Source organism: Synergistaceae bacterium (assembly GCA_017540085.1).
Taxonomy (GTDB): domain Bacteria; phylum Synergistota; class Synergistia; order Synergistales; family Aminobacteriaceae; genus JAFUXM01.
On record JAFYBQ010000040.1, the window covers coordinates 12097 to 36112 of the forward strand.

The window sequence follows — 24016 nt, forward strand, 5'->3', positions numbered from 1 at the left end:
AGGAGGTTTTTTATTATGAGAAAAATACTTACGGTATTATTCTTACTGTCCTTCCTGGCTTCTGCCTCACACGCTCAAGACGCAGTGCCGGGGGACGTAATAATAGTGCTTAGAAATACAACAGGTGTCCGAATCAATTCCGCGAAAACAGCGGGGGGAGTGAAGTCTCTTTCCTCCGTTCAGTCGTTTGCGGCCTCTCAGAATGTGAAAGTTGTTGAGACTTTCGACTCACTCTCGGACAGGAGCAACAATATTTTCATGGTCGTGCATTCCGACAATGAGGACGAGAACGCATTACTCCGCCGGATAAAGTCCCGCCCCGACGTAATAGCGGCCTCGCTGAACCGTATATACACGCTCAACCTTCCCGCAGTCCCGGACGACTCAGAGTATTTCCGACTCTGGGGAATGGACGCGATAAACGCCCCGGACGCATGGACATACGGCACGGGATCTGATGATGTGTATGTTGCTGTCGTTGACTCTGGGATCGACTATAATCACCCGGACTTGAGGGACAATTTCTCGCACGAATACAGCCGGAACTTTCTCGGCCATGCGGGGGCGGACTACGATCCCTCAGCGTATTACGATGAGCGCGGACACGGGACTCATGTCGCAGGAACGATAGCGGGAGTCGGCAACAACGCGCAGGGAGTCGCGGGGGTAAATTGGCGGGCAAAAATAATCTCCGTCAGAGTCCTGAACAAAAACGGAAGCGGAACATACGCGGACATAATAGCGGCCTTCAACTACATATCGGGACTCCTCACGAAAGAACCCCGGCTGAATCTCGCGGCGGTGAATTTCTCTGTCGGAGGCTATGACACTGACTCGCCTGAAAAATTAATCGCGGACAATAATCCCCTGTGGCTGGCCCTGAAAATACTCAGTGATACGGGCAGGACGCTCATATGCGCCGCGGCGGGAAATGATGCTAACGACATAGGCAGGCCGACTCCGTCAACAACATCAAGCTGGCTCAAAGGAAGCTATGTTCTCATAGGCTCATATCTTGAACTCGACAACATGATAGTTGTAGCAGCTGCGAATCGAAGTTTATCGAGGACATATTTCAGCAACTACAGCCGGAAATATGTCGACATTGCCGCGCCGGGGATGAACATTTTCAGCACGATTCCTCTGACGCTCTCGAATGATACGGGATATGCAATGCTTCCGAGTGTTTATCCCTACGCTTCAAAGTCAGGCACATCAATGGCGACTCCTCACGTGGCAGGCTCTGCGGCTCTCCTGAAGGCAATTTACCCGAAAGCTACAGCGAGTCAGATAAAGGCCGCCCTTATCGGAGGGGCGAACGCTGACTATCTCCGGGATGACGGGACATCAGCGCACGGACTCTTAGACCTCACAGGCGCAATAAATTTCATGGCCGGGATAATGTCGGCTGACACACCGCCGCAAATCAGCGATGCGAATCCCCCGGAAGGAGTCGTGAATCAGCGGTACAAGACGGAATTTTACGCAACAGGGACTCAGCCCGTAACAGTTACAATTGACGGAGCATTACCGGAAGGACTTACGTTTGACGGCGTGAAAATCTCAGGCACTCCGAAAGAGTCCGGCTCATTCCCCTTCACTGTAACAGCCTCGAACAGTTACGGCTCAAGCTCGCTGGCATTAACCCTCGTAATATCGCCTCAGTCAGCACCCGTTCTTCTGAGGTCTGATGATATGACTCCTGCCTATGTGAGCAGTGATTACAGGGCTGATATTGATACAACGGCGGGAGACTGGCCAATGAAATGGAGACTGGCAAGCGGAGATTACCCGGCTGATTTCGGCGCGAGAATAAACGAGGACAGCGGGATATTGAGCTTCACCCCGACAAAGGCAGGGACATATTCATTCCCGGTAACAGTCTCGAATGACTCAGGCTCCGACAGTTACACGTTCAAAATTACGGTGAATGAAGCGAAAGCGGCGGAAATATCCGAGACAAACAAGCATAATATTACGCTCGGACGGCCCGTCAGCGTGAAATATGTCTCGGAAGACAGCGCAATTGATGAGGCTGACATAAGCGTGATTGCTTACGGAACAAAGCCGTTATCTTGGAACGTTCAGAATCTGCCGAAAGGAGTCGGATTCGGGATTGCTAATAATTCCCTCGCGCCGACTATGCAGACTCTGACACTCACAGGAAGGGCGGAGGAGTCCGGGGATTTTCACGTGATTGTTACTGTCTCAAATGACTGGGGAGCCTCAAGCACTGACTTGTTGATTACGGTTGAGGATTCCGCGCCGATATTCATTAGCAATGCGCTTTATACGCTCAGGAGTCTTGAGAAGGACACGGAATTTTCGTTCAATATTCCTGTTTACGGAAGTGCGCCGATGACTTTCACCGTTAGCGGAGACCTTCCTGCGGGGACTCGCATTCGCTGCGAGGACAGCACGCCGATATTCTACGGTAAGCCGACAAAGAACGGGCATTATGTTTTCACGATTACTGCGGAAAATTCAGCCGGAAAAGATGAACGCACAATTGATTTCTACGTTCATGAGCCGTCAGAAATCATCACGCACTTTTTGCCCGATGCCGTGAAGGGAGTCTCATATGACGCAAAAATAAATCTCCGCAGCGATGCCAGTATGAAATGGACACTGTTATTAGCAGACGAATCACTTAACATGAAAATTTCGCAGACGGGAAATATTACGGCCTTCCCGACATTAGCAGGAGAGTTCATCGTTGTCGTGCAAACGGAATCGCCCGATGTAAGCGCGGATTCATCTGTGGCTTACAGGCTTACAGTCAAAGCCGCGCCCGCAATAAAGACATCAAGCCTTCCCGACTGCAAAATCAATACGGCTTACCCGCTAACGCCCCTCAGCGCGGACGGCACAGCCCCGGTAATGTGGACAGTCGCAGAAGGAGTTTTGCCCAAAGGACTCACCCTCTCACGTAACGGATATATTTTCGGAACGCCGGAAGAGGGCGGACTCTTCATATTCACGCTCAGGGCGGAGAACACAGCCGGCCATGACACGAAAACTTTAACGGTAAACATCACAGGCGGCTCCGGCTCAGATATTCCCGAAACACCGACAAGCCGCGATGTTGACCCGGAGCCGTCAAGCGGGGACATTCCCCCGGCACCTATAAGCCCCGACATTCCGCCGACACCGAAAGAAGTCAAAATCACAGTGAGCGGGGCAAGGGACATATCATCGCTGACAATCGGCGAGCTTGCCTCAATAACTGCCGCTGACGGAGTTATAGCCGCTGTTCTGCCTGAGATTCGCACGAACGACTCGGCCTTCTACACCCCCGAAAGCGTTGACTGTTTCGCGAACGTCAAAATCTCCGATGATGTCCCGACAGGCTGGCGGCTTGTGTGGAACGCATTTACACGCGGGAAAGCTAACGCCCTCTCAATGGAGGACGCAGAAGACGACAACGTTCAATTCACCGACTCAGACGGCAACATAATAATCACAGTCCCGGAAGATCATACTGTGAATGTTTCGGCGTGGCTTGACGCTGATACGCTGTATGCCCCGGTGATTTCGGCGACAGAACACAAAGAAGACCCGGAGGGACTCGCGTCTTCAGGCTCCGGCGGATGTCTTAACCTTTCGGGAGCGTCATTGCTTGCGGCGTTCATTCCGTTAATCGCGCTGGGACGCAGAAAACGTTAAAGCCTGAAAGATTTTCCCCTGTCAGAAAACGGCGGGGGAATTTTTTTTTGCGCCTGAATAGTATAATCTCATCACAAAATTCCATTACACATAGGAGGATTTTATAGCATGAAGAAAATATTATCTCTGATTCTTCTGCTGGCTCTTGCGGCATGTTCATACGCTGAAGACTACGTGCCGGGAGATGTCATTGTCGTACTCCGAAACACATCGGCCATGAGCATATCAGCCGCGGCGAAATCATCAGGGGGCGTTCGGGGGCTGTCGTCCGTTCAGTCATTCGCGCAGTCTGAAGGGGTGAATGTTGCCCGGACTTTTGACGCTCTTTCGGAACTCGGCGGAAAAGTTTTCATGGTAGTCCATTCCGACAAAGAGGACGCAAAATCGCTCCTCCGCAGAATTTCGGCAAATCCCAATGTCCTGGCCGCGTCCCTCAACAGGATATATCACGGACACGCGGACTCATCAGACAGGAGAGTCCCCGATGACCCTGAATATTATCGTCTCTGGGGAATGGAGGCCATCAACGCTCCGCAGGCATGGAGTCTCAGCACGGGTTCAAATGATGTGTATGTCGCAGTTGTTGACTCCGGCATTGACTACAATCACCCCGATTTAGCGGCTCACTTTGTCCACGAGTACAGCAAAAATTTCGTGCAGGGGACAAAGTACAATGAGAAATCCTACTATGACGAAGTGAATCACGGCACCCACGTAGCCGGGACAATCGGAGCGATTGCCAACAACGGACTCGGAGTCGCCGGTATCAATTGGAACGTGAAAATAATCTCCGTCAGAGTGCTTGACGCGGACAATTCCGGCACAGACGAGAGCATAACCGCGGGGCTGAATCATGTGGCTGACCTTCTCAGGATATACCCGGAAATGAAACTTGCGGCGGTGAACTACTCAATCGGCGGAGGCTGGGAGCAAACACCCGGAGAAATCATAGCGCAGAGAAACCCTCAGTATTTAGCATTCAAGACGATAAGCGATACAAACAGGACGCTGATATGTGTCTCTGCGGGAAATGAATCGGCTGAGGTCGGAGCGCCCAATTATTTTGGCGACATGTCGAGGCTAACGCAGGGGCTTTACGTTTATCCCGCGTCATTCACAGGAATCGACAACATGATAGTAGTTGCGGCGGCAGCTCCTGATTTCACACGGGCAGGTTTCAGCAACTACAGCCGGAAATACGCCGACATAACAGCACCCGGACTTGACATATTCAGCACAGTGGGACGGAGCGTATTAATCAATCTTGTGTATGACACCCTGCTTCCCTCTTACCCCTACAGCTACATGAGCGGGACATCAATGGCGGCTCCTCATGTTTCGGGTACAGCCGCGCTCTTGAAGGCCATGTACCCGCAAGCCACAGCGAGTCAGATTAAGGCGGCTATTGTCGGAGGGGCTGACACAAGGACTCTTGTTGACGATGGCACATCAATGTACGGAATGTTAGACATCAGCGGCGCGATTTTAGGCATGGACAACATGATGAAGTCTGACTCCGCACCGATTATAGCGTTCGCGGCACTTCCTGCAGCTGTCGTGAATCAGCCGTACAATTTCAGGTTCTATGCGTCAGGCGCAGGGAGAATATCATGGGACATTGACGGCGTACTCCCTGCGGGCTTGAGGTTTGAGAGCGGGATAATTTCGGGGACTCCTCTTTCTGTCGACAGGCGCGAGATTCTTGTTACGGCCATGAATGACTACGGGCAGGACTCTTTAGCCCTAGTGATAAGCACGGACAGAGGGACAGCCCCGGAGATTCTGAGCGCGGTTATACCAGCAACGGCGGCCGGGAAAAATACAAGGTGCTATGTGAAGCTCAATGCGGGAACATGGCCGTTTTCGTGGGAAATCACAAACAGCGCAGATATTATTGCGGACGGTGCATCGGTCTCTGTCGACAAAGCCGGGTATATATCCTTCACGCCGGAAAAAGCCGGGAGCTACACGATAACGGTGAAAGTCTCGAATTTTGCCGGGTCAGACAGCATTGACATTCCCGCAACAGTGAACAGCGGGGACGGGATTCCGTTCATTTATGACACCGTGCTGAAGCCTGCTGTTGTCGGAAAACTCTACGGCGCGGCGACATCTGCCGATTTTCAGGAGACATATAATATCAATCCCCGTAATGTCAATCCCGATGCCATGATATATATTGACAGTTGGGCAAATTATCACTGGTCAGCGAATAACGTCCCGGAAGGAATGTACTTCACGAACGCCGACAGCGGAATCAGACTCAGCGGCTATCCGTCATCGGCGGACACATACATAATTCACGTAACGGCCTCGAACGATTACGGGACAGCGAGCCGGGATTTTGAGCTTGTTGTCATGAACGCGGCACCGTCATTCCTTGAGGGGAAATATGACATGACATATCCTCGCGGCATGAATATGGATCTGCGTATTCCTGTGCTTGGGACTCCTGCGCTTTCTGTCGACATTTCCGGGACAGTCCCGGCGGGAATCAGCTTTGACATGGAGAATTACACGGCGCGTTTCGCGGGCTTTCCGTCAGCAAAAGGCGTATACAGCTCCGTAATCACGGCAACAAATCAATACGGCACATCAAGCGCGGACGTAACAATCACAATCACAGACCCTGCAATAATCACTACGGCGGTGCTTCCTGAGTCTGTCGTGGGTGAATCATACGGCTTCAAGCTAGGCTCACTGTTCGGGGCGAGCCTGTCATGGCGTGAGTCCGGCGATGTCCTTGCGGGAATCGGGCTGTCTCTCTCTGCTTCCGGCGACATAACCGGGACTCCCACAAGGCCGGGTGATTACCGCTTCACGGTGAGGGCTTCCGCGCTTGACTCCTGGCTCAATGACACGTGGAATTACCTTCTGAGGGTCAGCGCAAAGACCGAAATCACAGCCGCGGCGACTCTTCCTTCCGGCAAGATTAATACTCTCTATGAGCCTGTATATATTGCGTGTTACGGCTCCGCGCCCATGTGGTTCACGCTGACAGAGGGCGCAATGCCCGCGGGACTCTCCCTAACGTCAAACGGCTGTATTTACGGAACGCCGACAGAGTCCGGGACATTCATATTCACAGTAACAGCCATTAACTTAGCCGGAAGAGACGCAAGAACATTCACCGTAACAATTGCCCCTGACGAAACATCACCGGCAAGCCCTGACATAAAGCCCGCAAGCCCGGACGTAAAGCCGTCAAGCCCGGACCGCCCCTCGCCCGTAACGCCTGAAGTAACACCGACATTAACGGCGGGAGAATCGCGGGGAGTTTCGGCCATGACAGCGGGAGAACGTGAGATAATCGCGCAGGAGAACGGGAAAATAGTGGCGGTGCTTCCTGAAATCAGAGTGAATATTTCGGGGGTATACTCATTTGAGAGCGTTGACGCTTTAGCAAATGTAACTCTCTCTCTTGATGTCCCGGCGGGGTATGGGCTTTTGTGGCATCCTTTCACGAGAGACACGGCGGGAAGCCTCATTGAGGACTCAGAAGGTGAGTCGGCGACATTCTACGATATTTCCGGGAATGTGATTGATACTGTCCCGGAGAATCATATCGTGAACATCTCCGCATACTTTGAGGCGGGGAAGACGTATTACCCGGTAATTTCGGCGGTGAGTCCCTCAGATAATGTGATGGGAGTCGGAACTGGGTCCGGGGGGTGCGTTGCGGGGGCTTCAGTACTTGGGCTAATGCTCTGCGCTGTAATCTTCAGGAAAAATTCACGTTAAGCGGATAAAATTTCCCCTGTGCTTTTGTGGTACGGGGGATTTTTTGTGCCGATAAAATTAACACAGGAGGGGAAAAATCATGAAGGTTTTGCGGATATTGATTGCGTTATGTCTGATTGTCCCGGCGTTTTCGGCATTTGGCGCGGAAACAAAAAGGGGGGAAGTTCTCGCGGTGCTGAAGACTCCTGCAGGAATGACTCTGACAGAAGAGAGCCTGAAGGGGGGCAGGATACGGAAATATATCGACATCACAGCCGACTCAGCCGGAGGAAAAACAGCAAGTATATTTGACGCGCTGACTCTCACGAACAAGGACGGCTATATATTCGTGTTCATAGTGTCGGACAGCAAGACATCAGAACAGCTTGCCTCAGACCTGAAATCAGATCCCAATGTAGTATCAGCATCCCCGAACAGGCAGCTTCATATGAATTAGCGGGAATGCTTGACAGAATGAATTATAGCCTGTAAAATGCGTAACTTGTTGAAGCCGGTGTAGCTCAGCTGGCAGAGCAACTGACTTGTAATCAGTAGGTCGGAGGTTCAAATCCCCTCGCCGGCTCCAGTAAGTAACAAAAGGCGGAATGGCCGAGTGGTCAATGGCAACAGACTGTAAATCTGTCGACGGGAGTCTACCATGGTTCGAACCCATGTTCCGCCATCAAACAGCGAGAGGCCGATTTAGCTCAGCCGGCAGAGCACATCCATGGTAAGGATGGGGTCTTCGGTTCAAATCCGAAAATCGGCTTGTTCTCAGGAATATAACAGCTTCGGGGTGAAATAGCTTCGGAGCTTTTATTTTGCTTTCCGGCAGGCTGTGTTACGGCTTGGAATTATGATAGTGCTGACTCCAAGATAAAAGAAAAGACCCGCTTTTTGTGCAGGTCTTCCGATAAAATTGCGATGGACTGTGAGGGACTCGAACCCACGGCCCGCTGATTAAGAGTCAGCTGCTCTACCAACTGAGCTAACAGTCCGTATATAGTTGTCAATACTGAGCGCGCCCGGCAGGATTTGAACCCGCTGCCTGAAGATCCGAAGTCTTCCGCTCTATCCAGATGAGCTACGAACGCTTAAAGGGTGAGTGAAGGGACTTGAACCCTCAACCGCCGGAACCACAATCCGAAGCTCTAACCAATTGCGCTACACTCACCATATTGTTACAGTGGCGCGCCCTGCAGGATTCGAACCCGCGGCCTACGGCTTAGAAGGCCGTTGCTCTATCCAGCTGAGCTAAGAGCGCGTATTAATTTCTCAGAGCGGGAAACGGGATTCGAACCCGCGACCTACGGCTTGGAAGGCCATCGCTCTAGCCAACTGAGCTATTCCCGCATACTTTACTTCACTGGGTATCGGGGCGAGAAGATTCGAACTTCCGACCCCCTGCTCCCAAAGCAGGTGCGCTAACCAGACTGCGCTACGCCCCGGTTTCCGCGTATCACAGGGAGTAATTATATCTCCGCCGCTTATTTTGTCAAGACTGCCGGCTCAAGTTTCATGCGTCCCAAGTAAAAAGCATTCCTCCCCGGCGAATATCATATCCTCAAGGCTTCCTGCTCCCGTATAATTCCGGCCATGTCATCAATGATTTCCCTGTTGTCATTCAGCAGGTCATACACAGCGTCCTCGCTCAGGACTCCCCGTTTCAGCTCCGGCGGAAGTCTCCCGGCTTCATCATCGGCAAAGTCATTCTTCCAGTCATCAGAGCCGTAATACCCGGCAAGCTCCCGGATTTTTCCCTGTATATCATGATATTCTTCAAGCGCACGGGCGAGTCTGCAAACAGCTTTCCGCGAGTCGTCAAGGCATTCTTCCATGTGTGAAATACGTTCGGTTTGTGTCATTCCGTGTCAGTTCTCCTTCCGTCAGCAAAAAAAAATAGCCCCGCAGAATAAATCCACAGAGCAATATTTTACCGCCTAATTATCACGCATTCTTCTTTGAGTGCAATGATTTTTCCCCTGCCGTGCAAAAAATCATCTCATCATCTCAACAAGGAAGAAGGGAAAAAGGCTGACAAAAAAATTCCCTCCCGGTTTCATGGCCGGAAGGGTTTTCGCTCATTACCCCGCAATCCTCAGAGCCTCGCGCCGCCCCTCGTCAACAAGCGCGATACCCTCATCAAGACTCGCAGGCTCTGTCCATTTCCGCGACTCTAATACTTTCTCCACAAGCCCGGAAATTTCCGCAAATCCTATTTTCCCCTTCAGGAACAAATCTACAGCAACCTCATCCGCACCGACAAGCACAGCAGGATACGCACCCTTCAGCCTCATGACCTCACGCGCAATCCTCACGGCGGGGAATCTCTGTGCGTCAATCTCCGAGAACGCAATCTCACGCACGAATACAGGCCGCCGGAAATCAGGCGAGGGGAAAAATCTTTCAGGCCAGAACAAGCACGATGCCGCAGGAAGTTTCATGTCAGGCTCCGCCGCCAGCAATTTCACGCTCCCGTCCTCAAACTCCGCAAGCCCGTGAACGAATGACCCCGGCGAAATAAGCGCGTCAACCTGAGACTCATTCAGCCCGAAAAGATACATCGCCTCAATCAGTTCTATTCCCTTGTTCATTAGGGTTGCGCTGTCGATTGTGATTTTCGCTCCCATGTCCCACACAGGATGACGCAATGCCATCTCAGGCGTAACGGTCTGCAATTCTTCCGCCGTGAAATTCCTGAAAGGCCCGCCGGAAGCCGTAAGATATATTTTCCGCACGAACGCTTTATCCTCACCGTGAAGGCACTGCCATATAGCATTGTGTTCACTGTCTAACGGCCTCAATTGCTCAGCATGTTTCACGAGGGGCATTACCCATTTTCCCGCAACTACTATGCTTTCTTTGTTGGCAAGTGATACGGTCTTCCCCGCCCTCAGTGCCGAGCATAGAGCCTTTATCGCCGCCGTTCCTGATGACGCGAAAACTACATGATCTATTTCCGGGTCAAGTGCTATTTCCTCAAGTCCTGCTTCACCTGTTAATTCATAGGCGTAAATTTTGCTGACAGTGAATTTTTTTGCGAGGCGTGATAGTTTTTCTGACTGACGATTTGCCGCGATTGCTTTGACTGAAATTTTGTCCGGCCATGATTCGCACACTGACATTACAGCCCCGCCAACGCTCCCTGTTGCGCCGATAATACCGACATTAATCACAGTATCACCCTCAGTACAAGATACGTAAGAAGCCCGCTGAACAAAATGCTGTCGAAACGGTCAAGCATTCCCCCGTGTCCCGGAATAACATGGCCTGAGTCCTTTTCGCCGGCCTCGCGCTTTATGAGGGACTCGGCCAAATCACCGAGCTGTCCGAAAATCCCGCATATGAACCCAATCAATATTAACGGGTAAGCAGGAAGAGTGAAGAAATATATTGCCCCGGCGTTCGCGAGAAGGCTGCCGATGATTCCGGCTATGAAGCCCTGAACGGTTTTTCCCGGGCTGACATGCTCGCAGAGTTTTGTTGTACCGAACATTTTCCCGCCGATATACGCCCCGACATCACAGCCCCATGTGCAGAAGAATAATGTATCAAGAACCTGCCGCCCGAATGCGTAATCCCTCAGCATTGACATACAGGCCCACGGCACCGTGATATAAAGCACTCCCGAAATCACCGCGCCGGAGTTCATTACCGCGCTGCTTGTTCCCGCTGTCATCTGCCGCCTGAATACCTCGACAGACATCACGGAGAATACGCACAATGACAATATCATTCCCAGCACAATTGGCTGAGGGTTCTGCTGTTTCGCCGCAATCATGAATATCACCGAGAACAAATAGCCCATGCCGGGAGAAATTCTCGCGCCCCGTATTTTTCCCGCAAGCCTGTAATATTCGCTGAGTGAGACCAGAGCAATGCTGCCCGCGATGAGAGTCCATGCTATGCCGCCGGTGTTTATCCCCCAGAGAATTACGGCGACAATAACAATGCTGCTTAATGTCCGCAGGCGCAGTTCGGTGTCATTTTTTAAGCCCGCCATAACGCCGCTCCCTTCCCGCGTAACTGTCCAATGCCTTGCGTAATTCTTCCTCTCCGAAATCCGGCCAGTGTATATTTGTGAAATAGTACTCGCTGTACGCGCTCTCCCACAGCCAGAAATTACTGAGCCGCAATTCACCGCTTGTCCTGATAATCAAATCGGGGTCGGGGACATCAGGAAGGTAGAAATGACTCCGCAGGTCTTCTTCTGTTACGGGAGATTTTACGCCTGACGACATGAGAGAGTTTACAGCGTCGATAATCTCAGCGCGTCCGCCGTAATTTATGCAGAGTATGAAGTCTAGTATTTTCTCGTCCTTTGTGTAGTCCTCTGCCCACTGCATTTGCCGCAAAAGCTCTTCCGGGATTCTGTCCTTGCGGCCGCAGAAACGAATCCGTGCGCCCTCCGCTTTGACCTCATCGACCTTCCGCCGGAGATAGTACCCGAAAAGCCGCATTAGCCCTGTAACTTCCATTATTGGCCGATTCCAGTTCTCTGTGGAAAATGCGTAGACGGAAAAATAGCGTATCCCCTCGCGTTTCACTAGCCGCACCATGTCTTCAAGTTTTCGGAGTCCCGCCCTGTGTCCCATAAGGCGGGGAAGGTTTCTGCTTTTTGCCCAGCGACCATTTCCGTCAAGAATTATTGCGAGGTGCCGGGGTATTCGTGAGTCTGTCATGATATGCTGCCTCCTTGTGTGAGTTCGTCAATTTTTGCCTTCAATGCGCGTACATCCTGCCACGTTAAATCTTTAGGGCTTCCCTTTGCGCGTGATTCATTCCGTAATAAATAGCTTGGGTGAAACATAGGTAACAGCAAAATTCCGCGCCACGGAATCCACTGCCCGCGGAGTGATGTTATACCCTGCTTTGTGTTCAGAAGAAACTGTGTCGGAACATTGCCCAGCGTAACAACTATATCCGGGTGCAATAATATTAACTGTGTTTCAAGAAATTCGCTGCACGCTTCAGCCTCTTCAATCTTGGGATTCCTGTTCTCAGGGGGGCGGCATTTCACTATATTTGTGATGTACAGGCTTTTGCGGGGGATATTTCCGCCCTGCTCCAATATGCTTGTGAGGAGCATACCAGCCTTTCCGACAAACGGAAGCCCGGTAGCGTCCTCATCAGCTCCCGGCCCTTCACCGACAAGAACAACCCTGCAATTTTCCGTTGGGCCGTCGCCGAAAACAGTATTGTGCCTTTTCTCGCAAAGTCCGCACTTCCTGCAATCGTTTACGCGCTGCCTGAGTTCGTCCCAAGCTGTATTAATGTTAGTGTCCATTGTCATAAAAATATCTCGTTTACTCTTATATTAACCTGCCTGATTTCCATTCCTGTGAAGTAGCTTAGTCCCATGCGTAATTTTCTCTGCAATGTCTTGGCAATAGATAAAGCACTCCTTCCCGAAAGGTTCAAATCAATCTCAACGCTAAGTGAAATTCTGTCATCATCTGTTTCAATGTCAATACTTCTGATTTTGCGAACGTGGTCGCGGAGTTCCAATAATTTCCGGCACATCTCTAATAATGCCTCAGAGCCTATTGTTACTTTTCCGTTGAAGCTGAAGAGGGGCTTTACTATTGTGTTGCGGGATTCGTCTTTGTCCCTTCCCTTGAAGAAGCCGCGAATCTGGCTGACGAGCTTTCCGGCAAAGTTCTGCTGAATCTGTGCTTTTGCCGCCGGTACTACGTGCTGTTTCTTCTCTCTGCGTTCACGGAGCGCCGACTCTATTTCCTCCGGTGAAGATACGTCTGATATGCGTATGGTTCTTGACGGAGGATTAAGTCCGAGGCGGGATGTGATTTTCGCGGCCATGTCATCGGAAGTTGCCAGTATCATAATTTTTGCGGGGTGATTCTTTGCGAGGCAGGCTGATACTTCATCGCGGTGTTCGGGGTACTCGAATATAGCGCGCTTAATGGCACGTAAGCGGTTAATCTCAGATTTTGCGCTCCGTCCTGCCAAAATTCTCCCGCGTGAAATCATGAGTCCGTCATCAATGATAACATCAATGCCATTCTGACGGGCTACCATTGTAGCGCGGTGGCTCTTTCCTGTTCCGGCAGGCCCTACGAAAGCTGTAACCTCAATGTCAGACAAGCTCAACCCTCGCGCCCAGCCCCCGTAATTTTTCGTCTATTGCCTCATAGCCGCGCCATACGTGAATCATGTCGTCGACTCTTGTCTCACCCTTTGCCGAAAGCCCCGCGATAATCAGAGCCGCGCCCGCCCGCAGGTCTGTAGCTTTGACGCTTGCCCCCTGCAGCCCGTCAACACCCCGAATAATGGCAACGTCCCGCGAAATCTGAATATCTGCTCCCATTCGGTTTAGCTCCTGCGCGTAAAGGAATCTTGCCTGAAACACGCTCTCCTCGATTGTGCTGACTCCTTTTGCGACTGACAGAGCCGCGGCCATCTGAGGCTGTGAGTCAGTCGGGAAACCTGGGTAAGGCATAGTCTTTACTGTAACGGGGTGAAGTTTTTTCTTTGACGGGAAAATTTCAACGGTGCTTTTTTTGACGGAAAATTTTGCTCCGGCCTCCTCAAGTTTTGCGAGTATCGCGTCAATGTGGGACGGCACGAGGTCTTCAACCTTAATATGTCCGTTCGTCATGATCCCTGCAAGAATGTAAGTGCAAGCCTCTATTCTGTCGGGGATGACTCTTTCACGGCCTGAGCGGGCGCGGTCAATCCCGATGATTCTGACTCCTCCTGCGCCTTCTGACTCGACAGTAACGCCGATACAGCGCAATACTGCGGCGAGGTTGTCGATTTCGGGTTCGCGGGCTACGTTCTCGATGATAGTCTCGCCCTGAGCGAGCGAGGCGGCCATCATGAGATTCTCTGTCGCTCCTACTGACGGGAAATCAAGATATATTCTCCGGCCTCTGAGTCTTCCTTTGACGCTTGCATGAACGACTCCGTTCTGTATTTCTATTTCCGCGCCCATCTGCTTTAGTCCTTTGAGGTGCAAATCTATGGGACGGCTTCCGATTGAGCATCCGCCGGGGAGGGGTAATGAGACTTTACCGCAGTTCGCGAGCAGAGGCCCTAATACGAGGGAGGACGCACGCATTTTGCGGGCTAATGTCTCTGAGACTTCCCACTTCAGCTCATCGGGCGTGTGAAATATTACCTGCGAAGATTTTGAGTCGCGACTGATTTCGACTTCAACGCCGAGTGATTCGAGGGTCTCAATCATCGTATGAATGTCGTACAAGTCCGGGACGTTATCGAGGGTTAGAGTCTGGCCTTTGAGCAGGAGACACACGGCCATAACGGGAAGAGCGGCATTTTTCGCGCCCTGAGTTTTGACCGTTCCGCTGAGGGGGATTCCTCCGTTAATTTTCATTGTGTTGAATATGATTAATTCCTCCTTTCTGAGAGTTTAATCTTTCCAGAACTTATTGACATATTTCACAGCTTCTTCAGCGGTGATGCCAAATTCTTACGGCTGATTTTATTATGTTACATGCTTTGCCGTACATTTCTGTTACTTCATCTTGTCTGCTATCTCGTTTTAGCGGCTTCTGAGGTAATCTCTGATAATTTTCATGATTTTTCCCAGAGCTTTCTGACGTACTGCGCGGCATTTTCAGCGGTGAGGCCGAAATCCTGAGCGAGCATATTTATCGCCTCATCGAGAGTTGCGCCGAATCTCCTGCACATTTTCACGGTGTTCTCCATTGCTCCCTCAATTTTTCCTTTCTTTTTGCCTCTTTTTTCGCCTTCTTTCTCACGTTCTTGGGCGTACTTCTCTGTTACATAATCTTGCTTGAACAGCATTATCATTATAGTGATTACCTCCTTTTCCAGGCTTTCAAGATATTCTTTCAGAACATTATCATTCTGGCATATCCTTATTGTGTTTTCTGCGGCTTCTCTTGTTCGGCCATGAATTTTTATCTGACTGTCAAGCACATGCGTGAAAATTATATACTGCCCTATGATGTCATTCTTATTCTCAGAATGTATTACCTTCACAAGAATATCAAGTTTTGCATTGGGATTTTGCCAGAAATCCTGCCTCATTGAGATTATATCCTTGTCAATCTTTCTGCTTCCCGTATATATCACGTAAAATTCCGGCTCAGGGATATTAATCTTCTTTGAGCCGTAAACGTTAAGCCCGTTTTCAATAATATAATCATAGTAAGTTGAGGAAAGATACAGCAGAAGCCTTATGAGAATATTTATGCTCCAAGTTGACTGTGCTTCGGCAAAAATAATCAGCCTGCCTTTCACCATCAGCGCAAGATCATTATATTGCCCGTTCATGACAACAGAATTAAGCGTAACAAGTTTTATGTCATCTTCCGTTATGTCAGTCATTTCCGGGTGAAGTGTCTGCACTAATTGCAGTTGGTATTTCGGAATGCTGAAGAGGTCAAGAAAGACGGAATTTTTTGCGCCCCGCTGAATATTCGGTGTGTCTATGGCTCATTCCTCCCCGTGAGAGAAAAGCACATTCCGCTAAAACATGCTCCGTATTTTAGGATTCTTGTTGCCTGCGGCTAAATGTTTTGCGGTGAATCCTTCCTGGTCTTTTGCGTTCACATCAGCTCCGGCATCAAGCAACGTCCTTATTATTTCCGGATTTTCAGAATGTATTACTGCCTGCATTAATATTGTCGAACCTCCATAAACCCTAGTGTTGACATCAGCACCGGCGTTAAGGAGAGCTGAAACTATTTCGGGATTATCACTGAAAGCAGCGGCAACCATCAAAAGAGTAATTCCCTGCTCACCTTTTGCATTCACGTCAGCACCTGAAGCGATTATTGCCTTCACTCTGTCGGGTGTGATTATCTTTCTTATCTGAGTACCTCTCTGCTTCCACGAGACACGCGGAGTCATCATCACATACATGACTTCACCCAGCAAAGTCTGAACAGGCCCGCTCCCATTGGTATTAGTCAGCAATGTATGCGCCATTTTCTGAACCTCTGGATTTTTATTCTTCAGGGCCAAGTCTCTTGCTGTACGTCCATTCCACTTAACTTTCGGATCTGCGCCTGCTTCCGCCAAAAGTCTCACTACTTCGGCATTAGCGGGGTCATGATATAAGGCGAAAAACAGCGCGTTACGCTCGCCCTTCTCCCTTGCGTTCACGTCAGCCCCGGATTTCAGGAGAATATCGACAATCTCAGGGTCATTCGCCAAAAGTGTAGCGGCTATCAAAAGCGTAATCCCCTGCTCACCCTTTACATTGACATCATCGCCGGAAGATACTATAGCTTTTATTCTGTCCGGCGTTATCAATTTTTTTGCCTGCGATATTATTTCCTTCTCTGACTTGTAAGTCTTCGATATGCGCACTATTTCGGCTAACAAATCTTGGGCAGGTCCCCCGAATGCCGCCGAAACACACAGCGCAGACATCATCACGCACAATAATATTTTCTTCATGACCGTTTTTCCTCATGTAAAAATTTCCGCACAGCTTCATGAATCTTCACGCCCGCAGTACCGTCCCCGAAAGGCTTGACATTCTTCCCGACAATCTCATTCAGGTATTCCGGCTCATTCATTATCCGCAGGGACGCACGCCTGATATTTTCCCGGCCTGTTCCCACAAGTATGCATGTTCCCTCCGTAATCGCTTCGGGACGCTCCGACACTGTACGCATAATCAGCACCGGCTTGTCTATCGCAGTCGCTTCCTCCTGGACTCCTCCGCTGTCAGAAAGTATGAACGCAGATTTATTCATCGCCTGTACAAACTCAGGGTAGCTCAATGGCTCTGTGAGTCTTACGTTCCCGGAAAACTCTCCAAGCTCATCGCGGATAACATTCCTCACAGCAGGGTTCTTGTGCATTGGTATCAGGAACATCACATCAGGCCGCGCCCGTATAATGTCCTTCACTGCCCCGCAAATATTCCGCAGAGGCTCTCCCCATGACTCGCGGCGGTGCGCCGTCATCAGCACAAGCGGACGACTCCCAATCCCCCGCAAATATTCAGGCTCATCGATCCCCCTCTGACGCTTCAGAATCTCATACAGCGCATCAATCACCGTGTTTCCCGTGATGTATATCTGCGACTCGCTTTTGCCCTCGCGCCTGAGATTGTCCGCAGCTCCCACAGTCGGCGCAAAGAACATATCCGCTATTCCGTCCGTCAAAATCCTGTTGGCCTCTTCAGGAAACGGCAGCGACAAATCATGACTCCTCAGCCCCGCTTCAACATGGCCGATCTTCACATGACGGTAGAACCCCGCCAATGCCGCCGCGAATGTCGTTGACGTGTCGCCGTGTACCAGAATCATATCCTGCGGATCTGAGTCGAGAATTTCGCCGACTCCCTGCAATACCCCGGCGGTTATGTGGTCTAATGTCTGATTCGCCCGCATTATGTTGAGATTGTAGTCCGCCGTTATACCGAAATCGTCAAGTGCCTGCTTTAACATGTCGGTGTGCTGCCCTGTCGCTAAAACTGAAACGCTTAACTCCGAATCTTTCCTCAGCTCCAAAATTACAGGAGCCATCTTTATTGCTTCCGGCCTCGTTCCTACTACGCATGATATTTTCTTCATAGCAACCTCATGTAATACTTCAGGCCAGCCGCTAACATTATGACCTGAAGAGATAATATTATTGTTACGGTTAAGACGTTCGAGCCTGTCAGGGAGATTAATATGTGGTGAAGGTGCTTCTTGTCCGGGTAAAAGGGAGATTTCCCCGTGAGCATTCGCCGAGTGAAGGCCGTCAAAGTATCGACAACAGGAATCCCCCCGAATAGTATCATCATCATCAATACATCAGCGATTCCGGCAGAGCGGATTACTCCCGCCGATGACGCAAGAAAATGGGACGCGAATAAATATCCCAGCAGTGTGCTTCCGCCGTCGCCCAGAAAAGTTTGTGCGCTTGGGAAATTCCAGCAAAGCACACCGAGAGCCATAGCACCCATATATATGCCGGGATACGATTTCCCAAGAAGGAACAGAGCAAGCGATGACGCAATGAATATCGATATGCACAAGCCGTTCATGCCGTCAATCAGATTGTACGCGCTTGTTACTCCGGCAAGCCACACAACAGACACAACCGCCGCGGAAAATCCAAGGTTCAGCGGAATAACTGCCAGTGCTGACGCTCCTATGTGAAGTCCGAGCCTCAAAAACGGACTCAGCGAACACATGTCATCAAGATAGCCGCATAGAAATATCACCGTAGCACCCGTAGCAATATACCGTATATGCGGAGACTGCCCGGAAATTATCATGGCCATTAGCATATATCCCAGCCACAAGCCAATACCCGCACCCCGCGGCATGTTCCCTTTGTGAATCTTGCGGGCATCAGGGACATCAATAATCCCGTAAATACCCGCAAGCCTTATCGACACAGGAGCCGTCAGCCCCCCCCAGAAAAATCCCAAGAGGAGGAAGACGAATAATTTTACGTCAAGCATTTACTGCCCGTTATCTTGTGCCGAATAACCTATCTCCGGCATCACCTAAGCCGGGGACTATATAGCCGTGATCGTTGAGGTGTGAGTCGAGTGCGGCGGCGTAAATTTCAGCGTCAGGGTGTTCGCGGTGAATGCGGTCGATTCCTTCAGGGGCGGCAATGAGGCAGACGAGGGATATTTTTTTCGCACCGCGTTTCTTGATGAGTCCGATTGCGTCGGCAGAGCTTCCCCCGGTCGCTAACATAGGGTCAAGAACAAAAACATCGCGCTCCTCAATGTCAAACGGCAATTTGCAGTAATATTCCACAGGCTGAAGCGTAGCAGGGTCGCGGTAAAGCCCGATATGACCGACTTTAGCATTCGGCACGAGCTGAAGTATTCCGTCAACCATTCCGAGACCGGCGCGGAGAACGGGAACTATTGCCATCTTTCTGCCCTCTATGGTTTTTACGGTTGTCTTCTCGATGGGAGTCTCCACTTCTTTTTCCGTAAGGGGAAGGCATCTTGTTACCTCGTAGACCATAAGCCCGGTGATTTCCTGCAGAAGCTCGCGGAACTGCTTTACGCTGGTGTTCTTGTCGCGGATTATTCCGACCTTGTGCTGTATAAGCGGGTGATTGAAGATTGTGATTTTCCCTCCGCCCTGAATTACGTTGAGGGTAGATTTCTCGACCTGCGATATATGATTGAGACGGCGCAAATGTCTGCCCCCCTCGAACGGAGTATCAAGCCATGTTGCGAGAATCGCGGGGACATCTTCCGGCTTTGTGGTTCTTCCGCCGAGTGCTATGACGTTGATGTCGTTGTGTGCTTTTGCTATGCGGGCATTTTCGGGAGTGTCGCAAGAGACAGCGCGGACTCCTGGGATTTTGTTGGCGGCGATAGAGATTCCGTAGCCGGTTCCGCAGAGGAGGACTCCTAAGTCGGCGGCCTCGTCCATTACCGCGCCTCCTACGCGGAATGCGGGGTCGGTGTAGCTGTCTTCGCTGTTGTACTCATACGCGCCAAGGTCAATGACTTCGATGTTCCGGGAGGACAGGTAATCAATTACCGCGCTTTTCAGGACAAAGCCGGCGTGGTCAGTTCCAAGTGCAATTTTCATGATGGGATTTACTCTCCTTTGCGGGAAATTTTGCCTCATATTATAACAACAGCCATCAGCAAAATAAAAACCCTCCCGCGGATTTTCTCACACGGAAGGGAGATTGGTATTCTGATTTTCAGAGGGGGATTTATTTCTTCTTCTTCCTGTCTTTGATGTTGCGTTCGATTTCGGCCATGATTTTCCCAGCCTCAATTTTCGCGCTGTCCATCGCCGAGCCTGAGAGCTTCGCAAGGTTGAAGATTCCTTTTCCTTCTATCTGCTCCTTGATTGAACGTTCAGCGGCATAATCAGCCCAAAGATAGCCGATTCCCGCAAGAGGTAGAAGAGGCCTGCTCAACAGCAGAGCCGCGCCGCCTCCAATGACTGCCCCGGCAAGGCCAGCTCCCTCTGACTTCTCGGCCATCTCAGCGACACAGCACCAAATGTACGAATTGTAGTAGCTCTGCGACAAGTTCCGGCCTCCCGTGAAATAAAGGTGTGCGATTGCGTCTGCTCCTTCTTGACTTCCCTCGTAAGCAGCTTTCCTGTACCATTTGGACGCTTCTTCGCAGTCTTCATTCACGCCAAAACCGCCCTTGTATAGAGAGCCGAATCCTATCATACCGTCAACGCTTCCATTGTTGGCAGCTTTCGTGAAATACTCCCTAGCCTTCGCGTAATTCTGGCTGACTCCTTCGCCTTGAGCGTACATGCTCCCTACCTCAACCATCGCAGGAATGTTCCCTTTGTCGGCCTGAGCTTTCATGACAGTAAACCTCCTCTGAAATTTTTTGTGAGATAAAGTTATCTATACACCCCGCAGATTATGCCGCGACTCAAATTTACGGTAGACATATATCGAAATCCCCGCCATCATAATATCAGCAACAACCTGCGTCCACACAATGCCGTACATCCCGAACACATAATTCATCACGAACAATAACGGAATGTTGAAGACCGCCCATCTTGACGAGCCGAGAAAAAGCGCAGTGCCTCCCATGCCGACAGCCTGAAAGAAATTCACCGCGTGAAAGCACACAAACATCAGCGGAGTCGCAAGAACCCTCGCCCGCAGGAAATGAGTCCCAAGCTCCACAGTCTGAGAGTCCGCAATGAATATCCGCATGATGTACGGCGCGAATATCTCATACATTGCCACGCTCGCGAGCCCGAACACGAGTCCCACAAGCCGCGAGAACCTCACAGACTCCCTCATCCTCGCTATGTTACCGGAAGCATAGTTGTACCCCGCAAGAGGCATCATCCCCTGACAGAGTCCTATGCCGATATTCAGCGGGAGACGTTCAGCCTTCAGGACGATTCCCACAGCCGCAAGGGGTATATCACCGTAGCCGGACGCTAATTTGTCGATGATGATATATGTTACGTCGAAAAGTGTTACAGCCACAGCCGCAGGGACTCCCACAGCAAAGACTTCATACACGTTTTTTGCTGACGCTATGACATTTCCGGGAGACAGCGAAATTATCCCGTCATCGCTCCTGAGAATCACGGCGAGGAAATACAGACATATAATCACGTTCGACAGCATTGTGGCTATTCCCGCGCCGAGTACCTCATACCCTTTAGGCAGCAGCACGAACATAAACAGAGGGTCAAGAAATATATTGATGATACCGCCCATTGAGACACCGAAACCCGCCTGTTTCGCCCTGCCCGTTGAGCGCAGGAAATTGGAGAGCGTCATTCCCGTAATCGTTGGGACTGCTCCGAGTGCGATAACGCAGAATGTATACTGACGAGCAAAAATCAATGTGTCATCGCTCGCCCCTAATGCGCGTAATATCGGTGTCATGAAAAAATACATTGTCCCGGAAAATATCCCGCCCGAAAGAATTGACATCCAGAAACAGAATGATGATACCGACCTGGCCTCGCCGTCTCTTTTCGCGCCCATGAGCCTAGAAATCAGAGTCCCGCCCCCTATCCCGAAGAGATTCGCGAATGTTATTGTGATGTTGAAGACAGGAAGCAACAGCGACACGCCCGCAACCATGAGAGGATTGTTAGTGCGTCCGATGAAAAATGTATCTGCGAGATTGTAGACAAGAATAATCAGCTGGCCGAATATCATGGGCAGTGCAAGCTCAAATAACGCTCTCGGAATCGGCCATGACTCGAAAACTTCCCGGCCTGATATGTGCTTTTTGTTCATGAAAAGATCACTCCTTACCGGGAGTTATCATAGCAGAATTTCCCGGCATGGCGGAGCTTTCCATCAGCTATAGTATTCAGCTTTCATAAGGCGCGGAAAAATATTGCCCGGCTTTGAACATCAGTTTTTTCACGAAGCAGGAAGCGTGAATTTGAACCGTCCGTAATTTTGACAGCAATCTGAACGCCGCGATGAGAAATTTATTGCTGGTTACATAATGTTCCACGAAATAGACTTCTGACTTGTTCATGAGGAGATTCCTTTTCTTTGAGCTTTCGAGCTGATCCAAACGCCCCGCGGGGTATACGTGGTTATGCTCGAATGTAGCCTCATGCGTGATGCCTGTTTTCCTCCCTGCGTCCTGAAGTTTGCTTGCGAGTATAAATTCTTCTCCGTACAAAAAAACATTCTCATCAAGCATTCCGACATTCACAAAATCTTCTGTCCTTATGAAGAACAAGCAGCCTTCCACAGCCCATACATCATGGAAAATTCCGGGGGTGTTTCTGGTTTTTTCAGGATAGTAAGAATATGCGTGAAGTTTCTGCATTACTTTTTTGAGAAAATCGCTGAAGGGGATTAAGCACAGTAAGACACTGACAAATCGGTGAGAGATATAACGCTGGTTTTTCCCCCAGAGCAAAGCGCGTGTGCCTGAGCCTGTTAATACCGCGTACTCTTTTTTCTCCGCGAACAGCTCTTTGATTTTTTCCGCTAGGTCATTGCCGAAAACGACATCAGGGTTAGCGATAGCGATAATATCCGGGTGAAATTTATTGATGAGGAACTTTGCGCCGAAATTGTTGCCGTATGAGTAGCCGCCGTTTTTGTCTGACTGTATGACCGAAATTTTCCCGCCCTCATATTTTTTCAGGACTTCATATGAGTTATTCGGGGACAGGTTGTCGACCACAGCAATATAATCAAGGCTCGGAAAATCTTTTATTGTATCGAGTAACTTTGTTGTGGCTTCAAAATCTTTGTAGTTGAGAATCACCAGTCCGCATGTCAGCATAATTGCGCCGCAAGCCTCCTTAGTTCGTGGATTTTTACGGGTCTGTCAAGTAAACTGTGTATGAGATTTTTTCTATGCCACTTTCGGGAAACGGTCTGCGTATCTCACATAGAAGTGACTTAATGCTTTTGACCAGTTGCTTATCGGCATTGTCCACTTCTGGGATGCTTTTGATACCGCTATCCTCATTCGGTGAGTCATCATCGCCGTTAGGGAGCATTCGAGTCCACGCGATAGACAAACGGTAGCACCTGAAGCCCATCTCAGCGAAAAGCGCAATATCTTCCTTGTAGCGGTGATACATGTCGATTGCTTCGTGTGAAGGGTAAGAATATCCGGGAACGGGTGAAAGCATTTCGAGTTCTCCGCGGGCGACCTTCATTCTGTCCGGGCCTGCGGGAATTGTGTCAACGCTTGAGAGAACCCGGCCGTCCGAGTCATACGCGCCCTCGCACTGGTTTGCGGCTGTGGCTCCTCCCCAGAGAAAGCCCGAAGGGAAAATTTTTCCTGACATCAATTTTTCCTCCTTTGATTGTCTTTTTGGGAATGAAGGAATTATATATCATGCTGTGATAGAATTTCCCCGTAAAAATGGGACCGTTTCCCGAAAGTGGCGTAGAAAAAATCTCATACACAGTTTACTTGACAGACCCGTCCACGCAGAACACAAATACGTCTTTTACTCCTCTGTTGTTCAATTCTGTGAGTACCTGCGCCCAGAATGACGCTCCTTCATGCTCCGCTATCCATATCCCAAGCAACTCTTTGTACCCCTCCATGTTAATGGCAAGGGCTAGATATATCGTTTTGTTGAGTACTTGATGATCGTGATGAACTTTAACGACCAAGCCATCAAGCCAGACGACAGGATAAACAGCCTCCAGAGGTCTGTCACGCCACTGCTCAACTTCCTCATTGACGACATCAGTC

Annotated in this window: 20 protein-coding genes and 9 tRNA genes; 6 read left to right on the forward strand and 23 right to left on the reverse strand. The window is 50.2% G+C overall.

The features are described 5' to 3' along the window. The first annotated feature begins 15 nt into the window (after positions 1–15). From IKQ95_10055 to IKQ95_10080, 6 genes are all read left to right on the forward strand, one after another. The gene (locus IKQ95_10055; GenBank protein ID MBR4197039.1) at positions 16–3666 is read left to right on the forward strand and encodes a S8 family serine peptidase; all 3651 of its coding nucleotides are present in this window, start codon (positions 16–18) and stop codon (positions 3664–3666) included. 108 nt (positions 3667–3774) lie between these two features. Next, complete coding sequence (locus tag IKQ95_10060) at positions 3775–7407, forward strand: S8 family serine peptidase (GenBank protein MBR4197040.1); 3633 nt, start codon at positions 3775–3777, stop codon at positions 7405–7407. Between the two features lie 79 nt (positions 7408–7486). Further along, on the forward strand, positions 7487–7843 hold the full coding sequence (locus IKQ95_10065; protein ID MBR4197041.1) for a hypothetical protein: 357 nt from the start codon (positions 7487–7489) through the stop codon (positions 7841–7843). Positions 7844–7896: 53 nt separating this feature from the next. Next, positions 7897–7972, forward strand: a tRNA-Thr gene (locus IKQ95_10070). Positions 7973–7985: 13 nt separating this feature from the next. Further along, positions 7986–8068: transfer RNA gene (locus tag IKQ95_10075), tRNA-Tyr, on the forward strand. Positions 8069–8082: 14 nt separating this feature from the next. Further along, positions 8083–8155: transfer RNA gene (locus IKQ95_10080), tRNA-Thr, on the forward strand. Between the two features lie 156 nt (positions 8156–8311). Here IKQ95_10080 and IKQ95_10085 read toward each other — a convergent pair. From IKQ95_10085 to IKQ95_10195, 23 genes are all read right to left on the reverse strand, one after another. Beyond that, a tRNA-Lys gene (locus IKQ95_10085) sits at positions 8312–8384 on the reverse strand. A gap of 22 nt (positions 8385–8406) precedes the next feature. After that, positions 8407–8480 (reverse strand) — tRNA-Arg (locus tag IKQ95_10090). Positions 8481–8486: 6 nt separating this feature from the next. Further along, positions 8487–8560: transfer RNA gene (locus tag IKQ95_10095), tRNA-His, on the reverse strand. A 13-nt stretch (positions 8561–8573) separates the two neighbouring features. Beyond that, a tRNA-Arg gene (locus IKQ95_10100) sits at positions 8574–8650 on the reverse strand. Positions 8651–8665: 15 nt separating this feature from the next. Further along, positions 8666–8739 (reverse strand) — tRNA-Gly (locus IKQ95_10105). Between the two features lie 20 nt (positions 8740–8759). Further along, positions 8760–8834, reverse strand: a tRNA-Pro gene (locus tag IKQ95_10110). 108 nt (positions 8835–8942) lie between these two features. Further along, on the reverse strand, positions 8943–9251 hold the full coding sequence (locus tag IKQ95_10115) for a DUF4298 domain-containing protein (protein ID MBR4197042.1): 309 nt from the start codon (positions 9249–9251) through the stop codon (positions 8943–8945). A 219-nt stretch (positions 9252–9470) separates the two neighbouring features. Then, positions 9471–10559: a 1-deoxy-D-xylulose-5-phosphate reductoisomerase gene (locus tag IKQ95_10120; protein ID MBR4197043.1), complete on the reverse strand. Its 1089-nt coding sequence runs from the start codon at positions 10557–10559 to the stop codon at positions 9471–9473. Further along, entirely contained in the window at positions 10559–11389 is an 831-nt protein-coding gene (locus tag IKQ95_10125) for a phosphatidate cytidylyltransferase (GenBank protein MBR4197044.1), read from the reverse strand. The genes IKQ95_10120 and IKQ95_10125 overlap by 1 nt, the downstream gene beginning before the upstream one ends. Further along, a complete protein-coding gene (gene uppS, locus IKQ95_10130; protein MBR4197045.1) occupies positions 11370–12068 on the reverse strand; it encodes a di-trans,poly-cis-decaprenylcistransferase in 699 nt (232 codons plus the stop codon). The genes IKQ95_10125 and uppS overlap by 20 nt, the downstream gene beginning before the upstream one ends. Beyond that, a complete protein-coding gene (locus IKQ95_10135; protein ID MBR4197046.1) occupies positions 12065–12679 on the reverse strand; it encodes a uracil-DNA glycosylase in 615 nt (204 codons plus the stop codon). The genes uppS and IKQ95_10135 overlap by 4 nt, the downstream gene beginning before the upstream one ends. After that, positions 12676–13491 (reverse strand): Asp23/Gls24 family envelope stress response protein, encoded by an 816-nt coding sequence (locus IKQ95_10140; protein MBR4197047.1) that lies wholly within the window; start codon positions 13489–13491, stop codon positions 12676–12678. Before IKQ95_10140 ends, IKQ95_10135 begins: the two co-directional genes overlap by 4 nt. Further along, a complete protein-coding gene (gene murA / locus IKQ95_10145; GenBank protein ID MBR4197048.1) occupies positions 13484–14743 on the reverse strand; it encodes a UDP-N-acetylglucosamine 1-carboxyvinyltransferase in 1260 nt (419 codons plus the stop codon). The genes IKQ95_10140 and murA overlap by 8 nt, the downstream gene beginning before the upstream one ends. A gap of 200 nt (positions 14744–14943) precedes the next feature. Further along, on the reverse strand, positions 14944–15723 hold the full coding sequence (locus IKQ95_10150) for a hypothetical protein (GenBank protein MBR4197049.1): 780 nt from the start codon (positions 15721–15723) through the stop codon (positions 14944–14946). Positions 15724–15864: 141 nt separating this feature from the next. Beyond that, positions 15865–16800, reverse strand: coding sequence for an ankyrin repeat domain-containing protein (locus tag IKQ95_10155; protein ID MBR4197050.1), 936 nt, complete (start codon positions 16798–16800; stop codon positions 15865–15867). Next, on the reverse strand, positions 16797–17927 hold the full coding sequence (gene wecB / locus IKQ95_10160) for a UDP-N-acetylglucosamine 2-epimerase (non-hydrolyzing) (GenBank protein ID MBR4197051.1): 1131 nt from the start codon (positions 17925–17927) through the stop codon (positions 16797–16799). The genes IKQ95_10155 and wecB overlap by 4 nt, the downstream gene beginning before the upstream one ends. Next, on the reverse strand, positions 17924–18808 hold the full coding sequence (locus IKQ95_10165) for an undecaprenyl/decaprenyl-phosphate alpha-N-acetylglucosaminyl 1-phosphate transferase (protein MBR4197052.1): 885 nt from the start codon (positions 18806–18808) through the stop codon (positions 17924–17926). Before IKQ95_10165 ends, wecB begins: the two co-directional genes overlap by 4 nt. 10 nt (positions 18809–18818) lie before the next feature. Next, positions 18819–19910, reverse strand: a complete 1092-nt coding sequence (gene upp, locus IKQ95_10170; GenBank protein MBR4197053.1) for a uracil phosphoribosyltransferase — start codon at positions 19908–19910, stop codon at positions 18819–18821. A gap of 130 nt (positions 19911–20040) precedes the next feature. Then, positions 20041–20658 (reverse strand): sel1 repeat family protein, encoded by a 618-nt coding sequence (locus tag IKQ95_10175; GenBank protein ID MBR4197054.1) that lies wholly within the window; start codon positions 20656–20658, stop codon positions 20041–20043. Between the two features lie 42 nt (positions 20659–20700). Further along, positions 20701–22071 (reverse strand): MATE family efflux transporter, encoded by a 1371-nt coding sequence (locus tag IKQ95_10180; protein MBR4197055.1) that lies wholly within the window; start codon positions 22069–22071, stop codon positions 20701–20703. 76 nt (positions 22072–22147) lie between these two features. Beyond that, on the reverse strand, positions 22148–23086 hold the full coding sequence (locus IKQ95_10185; protein MBR4197056.1) for a glycosyltransferase family 2 protein: 939 nt from the start codon (positions 23084–23086) through the stop codon (positions 22148–22150). A 34-nt stretch (positions 23087–23120) separates the two neighbouring features. Further along, entirely contained in the window at positions 23121–23600 is a 480-nt protein-coding gene (locus tag IKQ95_10190; protein MBR4197057.1) for a family 1 glycosylhydrolase, read from the reverse strand. Between the two features lie 124 nt (positions 23601–23724). Beyond that, on the reverse strand, positions 23725–24016 hold a 292-nt coding region (locus tag IKQ95_10195), incomplete at its 5' end, for a transposase (GenBank protein ID MBR4197058.1).